This window comes from Pseudomonas sp. MIS38, assembly GCF_019891575.1.
In the GTDB taxonomy this organism is placed as follows: Bacteria; Pseudomonadota; Gammaproteobacteria; order Pseudomonadales; family Pseudomonadaceae; genus Aquipseudomonas; species Aquipseudomonas putida_A.
Map to the genome: position 1 here is coordinate 334,436 of NZ_JAFLXF010000001.1, position 15,542 is coordinate 349,977.

The 15,542-nt window shown below is 60.1% G+C and carries 14 protein-coding genes; 2 read left to right on the top strand and 12 right to left on the bottom strand.

The window, feature by feature from the left end:
- Positions 1 to 22 precede the first annotated feature (22 nt).
- The 5 genes from J1G18_RS01495 to J1G18_RS01515 form a co-directional block, all read right to left on the bottom strand.
- A complete protein-coding gene (locus J1G18_RS01495; protein WP_003229245.1) occupies positions 23 to 1,165 on the bottom strand; it encodes an ABC transporter ATP-binding protein in 1,143 nt (380 codons plus the stop codon).
- 67 nt (positions 1,166 to 1,232) lie between these two features.
- Positions 1,233 to 2,330, bottom strand: coding sequence for a polyamine ABC transporter substrate-binding protein (locus J1G18_RS01500; RefSeq protein WP_047596655.1), 1,098 nt, complete (start codon positions 2,328 to 2,330; stop codon positions 1,233 to 1,235).
- A 187-nt stretch (positions 2,331 to 2,517) separates the two neighbouring features.
- Positions 2,518 to 3,627: a polyamine ABC transporter substrate-binding protein gene (locus tag J1G18_RS01505; RefSeq protein WP_098966147.1), complete on the bottom strand. Its 1,110-nt coding sequence runs from the start codon at positions 3,625 to 3,627 to the stop codon at positions 2,518 to 2,520.
- A gap of 171 nt (positions 3,628 to 3,798) precedes the next feature.
- Positions 3,799 to 5,163 carry an aspartate aminotransferase family protein gene (locus J1G18_RS01510; RefSeq protein WP_223006990.1) on the bottom strand — a complete coding sequence of 455 codons (1,365 nt, stop codon included), beginning with the start codon at positions 5,161 to 5,163 and terminating at the stop codon, positions 3,799 to 3,801.
- A gap of 56 nt (positions 5,164 to 5,219) precedes the next feature.
- Entirely contained in the window at positions 5,220 to 6,578 is a 1,359-nt protein-coding gene (locus J1G18_RS01515) for a glutamine synthetase family protein (protein WP_003229252.1), read from the bottom strand.
- A gap of 730 nt (positions 6,579 to 7,308) precedes the next feature.
- Here J1G18_RS01515 and J1G18_RS01520 point away from each other — a divergent pair.
- Entirely contained in the window at positions 7,309 to 8,685 is a 1,377-nt protein-coding gene (locus J1G18_RS01520) for a glutamine synthetase family protein (protein WP_003229254.1), read from the top strand.
- A gap of 249 nt (positions 8,686 to 8,934) precedes the next feature.
- Complete coding sequence (locus tag J1G18_RS01525) at positions 8,935 to 9,567, top strand: TetR/AcrR family transcriptional regulator (protein WP_098966151.1); 633 nt, start codon at positions 8,935 to 8,937, stop codon at positions 9,565 to 9,567.
- A gap of 161 nt (positions 9,568 to 9,728) precedes the next feature.
- On the opposite strand, the gene J1G18_RS01530 is transcribed toward J1G18_RS01525, so the two are convergent.
- The 7 genes from J1G18_RS01530 to J1G18_RS01560 form a co-directional block, all read right to left on the bottom strand.
- Positions 9,729 to 9,944: a molybdopterin-binding protein gene (locus J1G18_RS01530; protein WP_007967989.1), complete on the bottom strand. Its 216-nt coding sequence runs from the start codon at positions 9,942 to 9,944 to the stop codon at positions 9,729 to 9,731.
- A gap of 33 nt (positions 9,945 to 9,977) precedes the next feature.
- Positions 9,978 to 10,784, bottom strand: a complete 807-nt coding sequence (gene ssuB / locus J1G18_RS01535) for an aliphatic sulfonates ABC transporter ATP-binding protein (RefSeq protein ID WP_223006991.1) — start codon at positions 10,782 to 10,784, stop codon at positions 9,978 to 9,980.
- Entirely contained in the window at positions 10,781 to 11,563 is a 783-nt protein-coding gene (ssuC, locus tag J1G18_RS01540) for an aliphatic sulfonate ABC transporter permease SsuC (protein WP_027610511.1), read from the bottom strand. The genes ssuB and ssuC overlap by 4 nt, the downstream gene beginning before the upstream one ends.
- Positions 11,564 to 11,571: 8 nt before the next feature.
- Positions 11,572 to 12,720: an FMNH2-dependent alkanesulfonate monooxygenase gene (gene ssuD / locus J1G18_RS01545; RefSeq protein ID WP_210556381.1), complete on the bottom strand. Its 1,149-nt coding sequence runs from the start codon at positions 12,718 to 12,720 to the stop codon at positions 11,572 to 11,574.
- A 25-nt stretch (positions 12,721 to 12,745) separates the two neighbouring features.
- Positions 12,746 to 13,726 carry a sulfonate ABC transporter substrate-binding protein gene (locus J1G18_RS01550; RefSeq protein WP_223006992.1) on the bottom strand — a complete coding sequence of 327 codons (981 nt, stop codon included), beginning with the start codon at positions 13,724 to 13,726 and terminating at the stop codon, positions 12,746 to 12,748.
- 89 nt (positions 13,727 to 13,815) lie between these two features.
- The gene (gene ssuE / locus J1G18_RS01555) at positions 13,816 to 14,409 is read right to left on the bottom strand and encodes an NADPH-dependent FMN reductase (protein ID WP_096797603.1); all 594 of its coding nucleotides are present in this window, start codon (positions 14,407 to 14,409) and stop codon (positions 13,816 to 13,818) included.
- A gap of 324 nt (positions 14,410 to 14,733) precedes the next feature.
- Positions 14,734 to 15,372: a peroxiredoxin gene (locus tag J1G18_RS01560; RefSeq protein ID WP_223006993.1), complete on the bottom strand. Its 639-nt coding sequence runs from the start codon at positions 15,370 to 15,372 to the stop codon at positions 14,734 to 14,736.
- Positions 15,373 to 15,542 lie beyond the last annotated feature (170 nt).

The window sequence follows — 15,542 nt, forward strand, 5'->3', positions numbered from 1 at the left end:
CGTCGTTTGAACTTGCGCATGTTCATGAGCGAAGTACCACGCCGCTGTCGTCTTCCCACCACACGTAAACCTGATCGCCCCAGGTCGGACGCTGGCCGCGACGTTCGGCGTTGGCGACAAACGACTGCACCAGCTTGCCGCTCGGCAATTCGACGTAGAACACCGAGTGGCCGCCGAGGTAGGCGATGTCATGCACCTTGCCGCTGGACCAGTTGTATTCGCAGGTCGGCATTTCGGCGGTGACCAGCAGCTTCTCCGGACGAATCGCGTAGGTCACGGATTTGTCCTGTACCGAAGTGCTGATGCCGTGGCCGACGTAGATCTGCCGGTCGAGGTCTTTGCAGGTGATGGTCGCGTGGCCTTCGGCGTCGTCGATCACTTCGCCTTCGAAGATGTTCACGTTGCCGATGAATTCGCAGACCAGACGGCTGGTCGGGGTTTCGTAGATGTCGATCGGGCTGCCGATCTGGGCGATCCAGCCCAGGTGCATGATCGCGATGCGCTCGGCCATGGTCATGGCCTCTTCCTGGTCGTGGGTCACCATCACGCAGGTCACGCCGACGCGCTCGATGATCTCCACCAGCTCCAGTTGCATCTGCGAACGCAGTTTCTTGTCCAGTGCGCCCATCGGCTCGTCGAGCAGCAGCAACTTCGGCCGCTTGGCCAGCGAGCGCGCCAGTGCCACCCGCTGCCGCTGACCGCCGGACAGTTGATGCGGCTTGCGCTTGGCGTACTGGCTCATCTGCACCAGCTTAAGCATCTCGGCCACGCGCGCATCGATCTCGGCGTTGGGGATCTTGTCCTGCTTGAGGCCGAAGGCGATGTTCTGCGCCACAGTCATGTGCGGGAACAAGGCATACGACTGGAACATCATGTTGATCGGTCGCTCGTACGGCGGCATGTCGGTGATGTCGACGCCGTCGAGGAAAATGCGCCCCTCCGTGGGCCGTTCGAACCCTGCCAGCATCCGCAGCAGCGTGGATTTGCCCGATCCCGAGCCGCCGAGCAGGGCGAAGATCTCGCCTTTCTTGATTTCCAGGGACACATCGTCCACGGCAATCGTCTCGTCGAACTTCTTCGTGACCCGGTCGATTTTGACCAACACCTGCTTAGGTGTCTGGTCGCCCTCGAGGGCTTTCTTATAGGCGCCGGAGGCAACTGCCATTTACGAAACTCCCAGAAAAAAACAGTGCAGTTCGCCCCATGCGGGCGAACCCAGGATAGTTTGTGCCTTACTTGCCCGACTTGACCTTGGTCCAGCTACGGGTCATCAAACGCTGAATATTGGGTGGCAACTCGACCGACACGTAGGTCTTGTCGAGGACTGCTTGCGGTGGATAAACCGCTTCATCGGTGCGGATGGACTGTTCCATCAGCTTGTCCGACCCCGGGTTGGGGTTGGCGTAACCGACGTAATCACTGACCTGGGCGATCACCTCAGGTTTCAGCAAATAGTTGATGAAGGCGTGGGCCTCTTTGACGTTGGACGAATCCTTCGGAATCGCCAGCATGTCGAACCACAATGCGCCGCCCTCTTTCGGAATCGAGTAGGCGATGTTCACGCCCTTCTTGGCTTCTTCGGCACGGTGTTTGGCCTGGAAGATATCGCCGGAGAAACCGATGGCCACGCAGATGTCGCCGTTGGCCAGATCACCGATGTATTTCGACGAGTGGAAATAGGTCACGTAGGGACGCACGGCCAGCAGTTTGTCGGTGGCCTTGGCGTAGTCCTTCGGATTGGTGCTGTTGGCGTTCAGCCCCATGTAGTTGAGCACGGTCGGCATCATTTCATCGGCCGAGTCGAGGAACGCGACGCCACAGCTGTGCAGCTTCTTGATGTTCTCCGGCTCGAACAGCACGCTCCAGGAGTCGATCTTGTCGATGCCGAGCACCGCTTTGACTTTCTCGACGTTGTAGCCGATGCCGTTGGTGCCCCACAGGTACGGCACGGCGTACTGGTTGCCCGGGTCGTTCTGTTCCAGGCGCTTGAGCAGCACCGGATCGAGATTCGAATAATTCGGCAACTGCGACCTGTCGAGCTTCTGGAACGCGCCCGCCTTGATCTGTTTGCCGAGGAAGTGGTTCGACGGCACGACCACGTCGTAACCGGTACGCCCGGCCAGCAGCTTGCCTTCCAGGGTCTCGTTGGAATCGAACACGTCGTACACCGGTTTGATCCCGGTGGCTTTCTCGAAGTCGGCCAGGGTGGTCTCGCCGATGTAATCCGACCAGTTATAAATATGCACCGTACCGGCGGCCTGGGCTCCGACAGCGATCGTCAGGCCGGCAGTGGCCAGCAGGGCTTTGCGCAAAGAAGAAAAAATAGGCAAGTGGAGGTCCTCTAAATTAGTTGGGCCCAAGTTGCCCCGCGTTACATGACAGCCATGGCTGCCCGGCAACCAAACCGGCGCGCAACTTACCCTCGAAAAACCGTTCCTGCAAAACTTCCTGTCATTTAATTGATCCGCTGGCCGCCGTCGCGGCGACGACGGCCAGTGGTTGCTGCGTCAAACCGGCTTATTTACCGGATTTGATCTTGGTCCAGCTGCGGGTCAGTTCACGCTGGGTAGCGGCCGGCAAATCGGCGATCGCATACAGCTTGGCCTGCACGTCGGCTGGCGGGTAGATGCCTGGATCGGAGGTGATGTCCTTGTTCACGTACTGGGTCGCTTCGGCGTTACCGTTAGGGAAGCGCACAGCGTTGGTGATCTCGGCCATCACTTTCGGTTGCAGCAGGTAGTTCATGAACTTGTAGGCGCCGTCGATGTTTTCCGCATCTTTCGGAATCGCGACCATGTCATAGAAGCTGCCGGCACCTTCCTTCGGAATGGCATAGCTGACTTTGACCTTGTCACCGGCCTCGGCGGCACGCGACTTGGCCTGCTGCACGTCACCCGAGTAGCCGACCGCTACGCAGATGTTGCCGTTGGCCAGGTCCGAGATGTACTTGGAGGAGTGGAAGTAGGTGATCGAAGGACGAATCTTGAGGAACAGTTCCTCGGCTTTCTTGATGTCTTCTTTCTTCTGGCTGTCGGTTGGCAGGCCCAGGTAGTGCAGCGCGACCGGGAGCATTTCGGTCGGCGAGTCGAGGAAGCTCACACCGCAGCCCTTGAGCTTGGCGATGTTCTCCGGCTTGAGCAGAGTGTCCCAGGAGTCGATGGTGTCGACGCCCAGTGCAGCCTTGACCTTCTCCGGGTTGTAGCCGATGCCGATCGAGCCCCACATGTACGGGAAGGCGTGCTTGTTGTCCGGGTCACTGACCGAAACCGCCTTGAGCAGCGATTTGTTCAGGTTGCCGTAGTTGGACAGCTTGGACTTGTCCAGCTCCTGATAAACGCCCGCCTTGATCTGCTTGGCCAGGAAGTTGTTCGACGGCACAACGACGTCGTAACCGGATTTGCCCGCCAGCAGTTTGGCTTCCAGGGTTTCGTTGCTGTCGAATACGTCGTAGACGACTTTGATCCCGGACTCTTTCTCGAAGTTGGCAATGGTGTCCGGAGCGATGTAGTCGGACCAGTTGTAGACGTGCAATACCTTGTCGTCCGCGTGGACCGCGCCCGCCATCATGCCCGCAACGGACAAAGCGAGAAGAGTCTTGCCAGCAAGCTTTTTACCTAATGCCTTCATGCGTCATGCTCCAAATTTTTCTTTTTTGAACCACTTTGTTCAGCGGCCGAACCCGGACAACTGGAACCGCGGCTAGTCTGGCAAGATCGGAGGCGGTCTTTCAAGAAAAGGCCAACCTTTCTGACACCTTCGAGCGAGAGCGCCGCAGCTCCCCCGCTCGAAGCCTAGCACTTAGGCCTGCAACGCACTGAGGGTCAGGTCCAGACACTTGCGTGCCTTGGTCACCAGCTCATCGATCTCCGCCTTGCTGATCACCAGCGGCGGCGCAATGATCATGGTGTCGCCCACGGCGCGCATGATCAGGCCGTTATCGAAGCAGAACTGCCGACAGATCATGCCCACGCCCTTGCCTTCGTAACGTTTGCGAGTGGCCTTGTCCTGCACCAGCTCGATCGCCCCCAGCAGACCAACGCCGCGCACTTCGCCCACCAACGGGTGGTCGTTGAGTTCGCGCAGACGTTTCTGCAAATACGGTGCCGTTTCGTTATGCGCGTTCTCGATAATTTTCTCGTCGCGCAGAATCCGGATGTTTTCCAGCCCCACCGCCGCCGCCACCGGGTGCCCGGAGTAGGTGAAGCCGTGGTTGAAATCGCCGCCCTCGTTGAGCACCTTCACCACTTCGTCACGCACGATCAGGCCACCCATCGGGATGTAGCCGGAGGTCAGGCCTTTGGCGATGGTCATCATGTCCGGCTTCAGGTCGTAGAAATCCGAACCGAACCACTCGCCGGTACGACCGAAACCACAGATCACTTCGTCAGCGACGAACAGAATGTCGTACTTGGCGAGGATTTCCTTGATGCGCGGCCAGTAGGTGTCTGGCGGAATGATCACGCCGCCGGCGCCCTGAATCGGCTCGGCAATGAACGCACCGACGTTGTCCACGCCGACTTCGAGAATCTTCTCTTCCAGCTGATTGGCCGCCCAGATGCCGAACTCTTCCGGCGACATGTCGCCACCCTCGGCGAACCAGTACGGCTGCGCGATATGGACGATGCCCGGAATCGGCAAGTCGCCCTGCTCGTGCATATAGGTCATGCCACCCAGGCTCGCGCCGGCCACGGTGGAGCCGTGATAACCGTTCTTGCGGCTGATGATGACTTTCTTGTTCGGCTGGCCCTTGATCGCCCAGTAATGGCGAACCATGCGCAGCATGGTGTCGTTGCCTTCGGAGCCGGAACCGGTGAAGAACACGTGGTTCATGCCTTGCGGCGCCACGTCGGCGATGGCCTTGGCCAGTTCCAGTGCCGGCGGGTGCGCAGTCTGGAAGAACAGGTTGTAGTAAGGCAGTTCGCGCATCTGCTTGGCAGCTGCGTCGGCCAGCTCATCGCGGCCATAACCGATCGCCACGCACCACAGACCCGCCATGCCATCGAGGATCTTGTTGCCCTCGCTGTCCCACAGGTACACGCCCTTGGCGTTGGTGATGATCCGTGGACCCTTCTCTTTCAGCTGCTTGAAATCGCTGAACGGGGCCAGGTGGTGATCGCTGCTCAGGGCTTGCCACTCACGGGTTTGCGGGTTGTTGCTGGTCATGCCAATTCTCCTTGTTATCGGTGAAGGCGCGGCTGCTGCCAGCCGCGCCCGGCGTATCAGACGGCGAAGAGCAGGTACTCACGCTCCCAGGAACTGATCACGCGCTTGAAGTTTTCATGCTCGGCCCGCTTGACCGCGACGTAGCCGGTGATGAAGGTCTTGCCCAGGTATTTCTCGATGGTCGCGCTGTTTTCCATGCGCTCCAGCGCGTCCTCGATGGTCAGCGGCAGGCGCAGGTTTCGGCGCTCGTAACCACGACCGACCACTGGCGCGCTCGGGTTGAGGCCCTCGACCATGCCGATGTAACCGCAGAGCAGGCTCGCGGCAATCGCCAGGTACGGGTTGGCGTCGGCGCCCGGCAGGCGGTTTTCCACCCGACGGTTCTGCGGGCCGGCATCCGGTACGCGCAGGCCCACGGTGCGGTTTTCTTCGCCCCACTCCACGTTCACCGGCGCCGAAGTGTCCGGCAGGAAGCGGCGGAACGAGTTGACGTTCGGGGCGAACAGCGGGAGCAATTCCGGGATCAGTTTCTGCAGACCACCGATGTGGTGCAGGAACAGCTGGCTCATGGTCCCGTCTTCATTGGAGAACACGTTCTTGCCGGTCTCGATGTCGATGATGCTCTGGTGCAGGTGCATCGCGCTGCCCGGCTCGCCGGTCATCGGCTTGGCCATGAAGGTCGCGGCCACGTCGTGTTTGAGCGCGGCTTCGCGCATGGTGCGTTTGAATACCAGGATCTGGTCGGCCAGCGACAGTGCATCGCCGTGACGGAAGTTGATTTCCATCTGCGCCGTGCCGTCTTCGTGGATCAGCGTGTCGAGGTCCAGCTCCTGCAGTTCGCACCAGTCGTAGACGTCTTCGAACAGCGGGTCGAATTCGTTCGCCGCTTCGATCGAGAACGACTGACGCCCGATTTCCGGACGGCCCGAACGGCCGATTGGCGGCTGCAACGGATAGTCGGGGTCGTCACTGCGCTTGGTCAGGTAGAACTCCATCTCCGGCGCCACAATTGGCTGCCAGCCCTTGTCGGAATAGAGCTTCAAGACTTTCTTGAGGACGTTGCGCGGCGACAGCTCGATCGGGTTGCCTTGCTTGTCGTAGGTGTCGTGGATCACCTGAGCGGTCGGCTCTATCGCCCATGGCACCAGGTACACGGCGTTCTGGTCGGGACGGCAGATCATGTCGATGTCGGCCGGGTCGAGCAGTTCGTAATAGATGTCGTCTTCGACGTAGTCGCCGGTCACGGTCTGCAACAGAACGCTTTCTGGCAGGCGCATGCCCTTCTCGGCGATGAACTTGTTGGTCGGCGAGATCTTGCCCCGGGTGATACCGGTCAAGTCGCCGATCATGCATTCGACTTCTGTGATCTTGTGGTCTTTCAACCAATCGGTGAGCTGGTCGAGGTTGTTACTCATAAATGCCTCTGGGCTGAGTCTCCTGACATCGTGTCAGGCAAAGTTTGACGCCGTGGCGTCGCGTTAAAGGGGGCTTGCTTGCGCGCAGTACCGGCTTACGCCTGGCACCGCGCATAGACAATGAAAGAGGAGCTTACCTGCCCTTTACGCTGGCGTTGCATTTCCTGTGCACATTCAAGGCGTGCAGAATCATGAGCACGGCTTTGGGAGCGGCACAGGCTTTGGGACTCAAAGGGATCTATATTGGAAGGAGACGCCATAAACAGGATGCTGTCCCGTGCGTCCAGAATATCGGACGTTGCCGTTGGGCCTGATGCGCACGAGAACCTCGTCGACCCGCCGCGAGCCATGCTGGCTGCATTACGGACGGATTTGTCGCCACTGATGTGATGAGCATGCAGACCGGACTGTTGCGAGCAGTCGGTGATGCCGATTAACGGCAGGCGAGACATGAAGCACCCCGGTATTATTGCTGTTATGGGTTTGGTCGGAGCTTAGCCTTGTTCATTTTTTTACACAACACCCCCGTAAAAAATACAACACGGCCTGCTCAAGCCCGCGGGTGCCAAGCGTCCCAAGGACAGAAAACTGCCCCAAAGTGCCCCATAAATGCCCTTGCAGCGCTTTTTTAGGGCAAAAAAGGCCTCGCTTGACTTCGGCAGGCCGTTCGGGTTGACTGAAACCAGAAAAGATCAATGATTGATATTTTTAACAACAAAGGTGTTGCATCATGTCGGTACCCCCGCGTGCCGTTCAGCTTAACGAAGCGAACGCGTTCCTTAAGGAACATCCTGAGGTTCTGTACGTTGACCTTCTGATTGCGGATATGAATGGTGTGGTGCGCGGCAAGCGCATCGAACGCACCAGCCTCCACAAGGTTTACGAGAAAGGCATCAACCTGCCGGCCTCCCTATTTGCTCTGGATATCAATGGCTCTACGGTGGAAAGCACCGGCCTGGGTCTGGACATCGGCGACGCCGACCGGATCTGCTATCCAATCCCCGATACCCTGTGCAACGAGCCATGGCAGAAGCGCCCTACCGCGCAACTGTTGATGACCATGCACGAACTTGAAGGCGATCCGTTCTTCGCCGATCCGCGCGAAGTGCTCCGTCAAGTTGTTGCAAAGTTTGACGAGCTGGGCTTGACCATCTGCGCAGCCTTCGAGCTGGAGTTCTACCTGATCGACCAGGAAAACGTGAACGGCCGCCCTCAGCCGCCACGCTCGCCGATCTCCGGCAAACGCCCGCACTCGACTCAGGTCTACCTGATCGACGACCTCGACGAATACGTCGACTGCCTCCAGGACATTCTGGAAGGTGCCAAAGAGCAAGGCATCCCCGCCGACGCCATCGTCAAGGAAAGTGCCCCGGCGCAGTTCGAAGTGAACCTGCACCACGTCGCCGACCCGATCAAGGCGTGCGACTACGCGGTCCTGCTCAAGCGTCTGATCAAGAACATCGCCTACGACCATGAAATGGACACCACCTTCATGGCCAAGCCGTATCCGGGCCAGGCGGGTAATGGTCTGCACGTCCATATCTCGGTGCTCGACAAAGATGGCAAGAACATCTTTGCAAGCGAGGATCCCGAGCAGAACGCCGCGCTGCGTCACGCGATCGGCGGTGTGCTCGAGACCCTGCCGGCGCAGATGGCTTTCCTCTGCCCGAACGTCAACTCGTACCGTCGCTTCGGCGCGCAGTTCTATGTACCGAACTCGCCGTGCTGGGGCCTGGATAACCGCACCGTGGCGATCCGCGTACCGACCGGCTCAGCCGATGCCGTGCGTATCGAACACCGCGTGGCCGGCGCCGACGCCAACCCGTACCTGCTGATGGCTTCGGTCCTGGCCGGTGTGCATCACGGTCTAGTGAACAAGATCGAACCGGGCGCTCCGGTCGAAGGCAATAGCTACGAGCAGAACGAACAAAGCCTGCCGAACAACTTGCGCGATGCCCTGCGCGAGCTGGACGACAGCGAGGTGATGGCCAAGTACATCGATCCTAAGTACATCGATATCTTCGTCGCCTGCAAGGAAAGCGAGCTGGAGGAGTTCGAACACTCCATCTCCGACCTTGAGTACAACTGGTATCTGCATACCGTTTAAGCGAATTGCGACCAGATAAAACGCCGTCGGCCGTCTTGGCCCACGGCGTTTTTTTATGGCCGGATTCTGTTCTGAATGGCCGCCTGCGGCGGTTCGGGAGCAAGCCCCCTCCCACAGGGGATCTACAGCGGATGGGGATCTTTTGTACGCAGAAGATCAACTGTGGGAGGGGGCTTGCTCCCGAAGGCGTCCTGGCAGACAACACACGGCTCGGCTCGTACAATGCCCGCTGCCCCGCAGGAGACTTCCATGACGCGTCCCGCCCCCGTTCGCAAACCCCGTGCCCGTAGCCAGGCGCGGATCGATTCGATACTCGACGCCGCGCGTACGCTGCTGGCCGCCGAGGGTGTGGCCAGTCTGTCGATCTACAGCGTCGCCGAACGCGCGCAGATTCCGCCCTCCTCCGTGTACCACTTCTTCGCCAGCGTGCCGGCACTGCTCGAAGCGCTGACCGCCGACGTGCATGCGGCGTTTCGCGCCTGCCTGCAAGCGCCGATCGACCACGAGGCGCTGCGCGACTGGCGTGACCTGTCGCGGCTGGTCGAAGAGCGGATGCTGGAGATCTACGACGAAGACGCGGCGGCCCGCCAGTTGATCCTCGCCCAGCACGGCCTGACCGAAGTGACCCAGGCGGACCGCCAGCACGACATCGAACTCGGCGACCTGATGCACAAGCTGTTCGACCATCACTTCGAATTGCCGCGCCTGCCAAGCGATGTCGATGTGTTCGCGCTGGCGATGGAACTGGGCGACCGCGTGTATGCGCGCTCGGTGCAGCAGCACGGGCAGATCACACCGCGCATGGCCGAGGAAGGGATGCGGGTGTTTGATGCCTATATCGGCCTGTATCTGCCGCCTTACCTGCCCAAAAGAGTTCTCTAGCGCATTCACCGGCCCCTTCGCGAGCAAGCCCGCTCCCACATTTGGAACGCGATCCCCTGTGGGAGCGGGCTTGCTCGCGAAGGCCGCGCCACAGTTTTCAGATCAGGCACAAAAAACCCCGAAGGGCTCACGCCCTCCGGGGTTTGTTTTGTTCCACAGGCTTACAACTTGGCGATCGACACCTCGGTGGATTTCACGAAGGCGATCACCTCGCTGCCCACCGCCAGTTCCAGCTCCTTGACCGAGCGGGTGGTGATCACTGAAGTGACGATGCCGGAAGCGGTTTGCACGTCGATTTCCGACAGCACGTCGCCGAGAACGATCTCCTTGATCGAGCCTTTGAACTGGTTGCGCACGTTGATGGCTTTGATAGTCATGGCTTTGATTCCTGTCGTTGGATGTAACTTGAGTTATTGAGCCCAGCGCAATTGCGTAGGCAGTGGTGAAACAGGTTCCGGCTCCGGCGGCTCGCCGGGCAGGGACAGAACACGGTTGAGCACTTCGGTTTCCAGCGCCGCCAGTCGATGCGATCCGCGCACTCGCGGGCGTGGCAGTTCCACTTGCAGGTCGAGACCGACTTCGCCGTCCTCGATCAGAATCACCCGGTCGGCAATCGCCACCGCTTCGCTGACGTCATGGGTCACCAGCAGCACGGTGAACCCATGCTGCTGCCAGAGGCGTTCGATCAGTTGCTGCATCTCGATGCGGGTCAGCGCATCCAGCGCACCCAGCGGCTCGTCGAGCAACAGCAGGCGCGGCTGGTGAATCAGCGCCCGGGCCAGCGCCACACGCTGCTTCTGCCCGCCGGACAAGGCGGCCGGCCACTCGTTGGCGCGATCGGCCAGACCCACCGCTTCCAGCGCCTCCAGAGCTTGCGGGCGCCAGTTGCCTTTAAGGCCGAGGCCGACGTTGTCGATGATCTTTTTCCACGGCAGCAGCCGGGCTTCCTGGAACATCAGCCGGGTGTCTTCCCGCGCATCACTCAGCGGTGCGGCACCGGCCAGCAGCTCGCCGCCAGTCGGTTGGTCGAGGCCGGCGAGCAAGCGCAGGAAGGTGCTCTTGCCGCACCCGCTGCGTCCGACCACGGCGACGAATTGCCCCGCCGGAATGTGCAGGTCGATGTCACGCAACACCTGCCGAGCGCCAAAGGTTTTCTGCAGATTGCGCACCACCAGCGGAATCCCGCGCAGCAGGCGTGGGGGTTGTTGAGCGGTCATGCCGCACCTCCCTTGGCAACCTGATAAGCCGGATGCCAGCGCAACCACACACGCTCAAGTCCACGGGCGGCGAGATCAGCGAGTTTGCCGAGTACCGCGTAAAGCAGGATCGCCAGCACCACCACATCGGTCTGCAAAAACTCCCGGGCATTCATCGCCAGATAGCCGATGCCGGAGCTGGCGGAGATGGTTTCGGCAACGATCAGCGTCAGCCACATGAAGCCCAGCGCAAAGCGCACACCGACCAGAATCGAAGGCAACGCGCCCGGCAGAATCACCTGCCAGAACAAACTGAAACCGGACAGGCCATAACTGCGCGCCATTTCCACCAGCGCCGGGTCGACGTTGCGGATGCCGTGGTAGGTGTTGAGGTAGATCGGGAACAACGTGCCCAATGCGACCAGAAAAATCTTCGCCGACTCATCGATGCCGAACCACAGGATCACCAGCGGAATCAGCGCCAGGTGCGGCACGTTGCGGATCATCTGCACCGAGCTGTCGAGCAGGCGTTCGCCCCACTTCGACAGGCCGGTGATGAAGCCCAGCACCAGGCCGATGCTGCCGCCGATGGTGAAACCGAGTGCCGCGCGCCAGCCGCTGATTGCCAGGTGCGTCCAGATCTCGCCGCTGCGCACCAGACTGACACCGGCCTCGATCACTGCCACCGGTGCCGGCAGGATCCGCGTCGACAACCAGCCAGCCGACACCGACAACTGCCACACCGCCAGCAGGAGCACCGGCAACGCCCAGGGCGCGAGGCTGTGGATAAATTTGTTCATGGCGCGCCTCAGCTCTGCGACGCGGCTTTGGGAAGAATATCGTTGGCCACCATCTCGCCGAACGGGCTGACGTAACCGGCACTTTTCGGCAGCTCTGGGCGCTCGATCTCGAGGTGCGGGAACAGCAGTTCGGCGACGCGGTACGACTCTTCGAGGTGTGGATAACCGGAGAAGATGAAAGTATCGATACCCAGATCAGCGTATTCCTTCACGCGGGCGGCCACGGTTGGACCATCGCCGACCAGCGCGGTACCGGCACCGCCACGCACCAGGCCGACGCCGGCCCACAGATTCGGGCTGACTTCGAGGTTGTCGCGACTGCCGCCGTGCAGCGCGGCCATGCGTTGTTGACCGACCGAGTCGAAGCGCGCCAGCGATGCTTGCGCACGTTTGATGGTGTCGTCGTCCAGATGCGAAATCAGCCGGTCTGCCGCTTGCCAGGCTTCGGCGTTGGTTTCGCGCACGATCACATGCAGACGAATGCCGAAGCGCACGGTACGCCCGAGCTTGGCGGCTTTGGCGCGCACTTGTTCGATCTTCTCGGCCACCGCGGCTGGCGGCTCGCCCCAGGTCAGTACCATTTCGACCTGTTCGGCAGCCAGATCCTGCGCCGCTTCCGACGAGCCGCCGAAGTACAGCGGCGGACGCGGTTGCTGGATCGGCGGATAGAGCAGCTTGGCGCCCTTCACGCTGATGTGTTCGCCGTCGTAATCGACGGTTTCGCCTTCCAGCACCCGACGCCAGATCCGGGTGAACTCCACCGAGGCCTGATAACGCTCTTCATGGTTGAGAAACAGACCATCACCGGCCAACTCTTCCGGATCGCCACCGGTCACCAGGTTGAACAGCGCACGGCCGCCGGACAGACGATCCAGCGTCGCTGCCTGCCGCGCCGCGACCGTCGGGGAAATGATCCCGGGGCGCAGGGCGACAAGGAATTTCAGACGCTGGGTCACCGGGATCAGCGACGCGGCGACCAGCCACGAGTCCTCGCAGGAACGGCCGGTGGGAATCAGTACGCCGCCAAAGCCCAGACGATCCGCCGCTTGTGCGACCTGTTGCAGATAACCGTGATCAACGGCGCGGGCGCCTTCGGCGGTGCCAAGGTAATGGCCGTCGCCGTGGGTAGGCAGGAACCAGAAGATGTTGAGGCTCATGGAGTGGTCTCCTTGGGGATTCGATTTACTGGGTTTGGCTAACCGAGCTTTGGGCCACAGCGGCCGGTGGTGTCCAGATCACATCCTTGATGCTCAACGGCTTGGGAATCAGCTTGAGCTGGTAGAAGGTGTCGGCGATTTTCTGTTGCGCGGCGACCACGTCCGGGGTCAGGAACAGCGCACCGTAGCCCTGGCGTTTCACCGAGGTCAGGGTGATGTCCGCCGGCAGGCCGAGCAGCGGCGCGACCTGCTGGGTCACGTCTTCAGGGTTGGCTTTGGACCACTCGCCCACAGCGCGCACTTCTTCGACGAGGGTCTTGATCACTTCGGGATTTTTCTGCGCGTAAGGTTTGGTCGCGAGGTAGAACTGATGGTTGTCGACGATGCCTTTGCCGTCACGCAGGGTGTGCGCTTGCAGCTGTTTCTCGGCAGCGGCCTGGTACGGATCCCAGATTACCCAGGCATCGACGCTGCCACGCTCGAACGCGGCGCGAGCATCGGCCGGCGGCAGGAACACGGTCTGGATATCGGAGTATTTGAGGCCGGCATCTTCCAATGCGCGAACCAGCAGGTAGTGCACGTTGGAGCCTTTGTTCAGGGCGACTTTCTTGCCCTTGAGATCCGCTACCGATTTGATTGGCGAGTCTTTCGGTACGAGGATCGCTTCGCTGTTCGGCGCTGGCGGTTCGTAGGCGACGTAGAGCAGATCAGCGCCGGCAGCCTGAGCGAATACCGGAGGGGTTTCGCCGGTAACACCGAAGTCGATCGAGCCAACGTTCAGGCCTTCCAGCAGTTGCGGGCCGCCGGGGAATTCAGTCCATTGCACGTCCACGCCTTGGGCGGCCAGACGCTTTTCCAGAGTGCCTTTGGCCTTGAGCAGCACCAGCGTGCCGTACTTCTGATAACCGATCCGCAATGTCTCGGCTTGAGCTTGAGTCATGGCGCCGAAGGACACAGCCGCAGCAAACAGAGCGACCAGACCACGACGCAAAAATACAGTGCGCATAGCGCTCTCCTTTTTGCTGTTGGGTTTTGGCTGCACCTGCTTGGCCGTTAGCGGCTGAGTAAGGTGAGTGGAGCAAATTCGGGTAAGGCTCAAATGCTCCAGCGAGCACTCAATAAACGTTCATTCAACAGGCCCGGCTCCAGCGGTTTCGGCCGGCGAGCCATGGCACTGACAAACTGATCCAGCGCTTCATGCAGACGCTGTTCCAGCGCTGGCGCCAGTTGCGCCTGGGCGCTGCCTTCGCCGTAAGCGATCTGGCTGTCCTCGGCGAAAATGCCCTGGAGCATTTCCTGGGCTTTCAATGCCGACAGCACGGGCTTGAGCGCGTAATCGACCACCAGCATGTGGGCGATGCTGCCGCCGGTGGCCATCGGCAGAACAATCTTGTGATTCAAGGCGCGTTCGGGCAGCAGATCGAGTACGGTCTTCAGCGCCCCGGAAAACGACGCCTTGTACACCGGCGTGGCGATCAGCAGACCGTCAGCGTTTTCAATCTGCGCCAGCAGGTCGAGCACCTTCGGGCTGTCGAAGCGGGCGTGGAGCAAATCTTCGGCCGGGAAGTCCCGCACCTGATAACTCACCACTTCCACCCCTTGCGCCTGCAACCAGCGTTGCGAGCGCTCAAGCAACACTCCTGAGCGGGAGCGCTGGCTAGGACTGCCACCGAGTGAGACGACCAGCATTGAGACAATTCCTTAAGCGTTACAGGCGATTCGCGGGTTGCGATCTCGCTTCGATGGAAGTGACCTTACCAGCTGATTTATATATCCATAAATCATATTTATTCATTTGGTTATGCGTTTAAGAGATATGCGATTTGCTTTGTTCCGGGCAAAAAAACAGGCCGTGAAAACGGCCTGAAATCCCCTGCTTTGTGGTTCTGGATTTTGTGTCGGCTTGGCCGACGCCTTCGCGAGCAAGCCCGCTCCCACAGGGGAACGCATTCCAAATGCGGGAGCGGGCTTGCTCGCGAAGGCGGCGGTAGCTACAGCCCAAATTTCACTGATTCACTTGTTCGGCTGCGGCGTCAGGCGCAGGTATGGCTTCACAGCACGATAGCCTTTGGGAAAACGCCGCTTGATCTCTTCCTCATCCTTGAGCGACGGCACGATCACCACCTCATCACCGTCCTGCCAGTTGGCCGGGGTCGCCACTTTGTAGTTGTCGGTGAGTTGCAGCGAATCGATCACCCGCAGGATCTCGTGGAAGTTGCGCCCGGTACTCGCCGGGTAGGTGATGGTCAGGCGAATCTTCTTGTTCGGATCGATCACGAACAGCGAACGCACGGTCAGGGTGTCGTTGGCATTCGGATGGATCAGGTCATAGAGATCGGAAACCTTGCGATCGGCGTCGGCCAGGATCGGGAAATTGACGATGGTGTTCTGGGTTTCGTTGATGTCTTCGATCCACCTGTGGTGCGAGTCCACCGGGTCGACAGACAGCGCGATGGCTTTGACGCCGCGCTTGGCGAACTCATCCTTGAGCTTGGCAGTGAAGCCCAGCTCGGTGGTGCATACCGGGGTGAAGTCGGCCGGGTGGGAGAACAGCACGCCCCAGCTATCGCCCAGCCACTCGTGGAAACGAATCTTGCCGGCGCTGGAATCCTGTTCGAAGTCGGGGGCGATGTCGCCGAGTCTGAGGCTCATGATGCTGCTCCTGATGAGTTGTTGGAGAACTCAACTGTAGCTCGGGATTCGACATCATGAAAAAGAATAAATAAATAGATATTTAGAATCTAAAGGAATATTAAACATCGTTCACTGGACGCTCACCGGCATCGCGACGAACATCGCTCTCAAGGTTCGAGAAGGCCTTG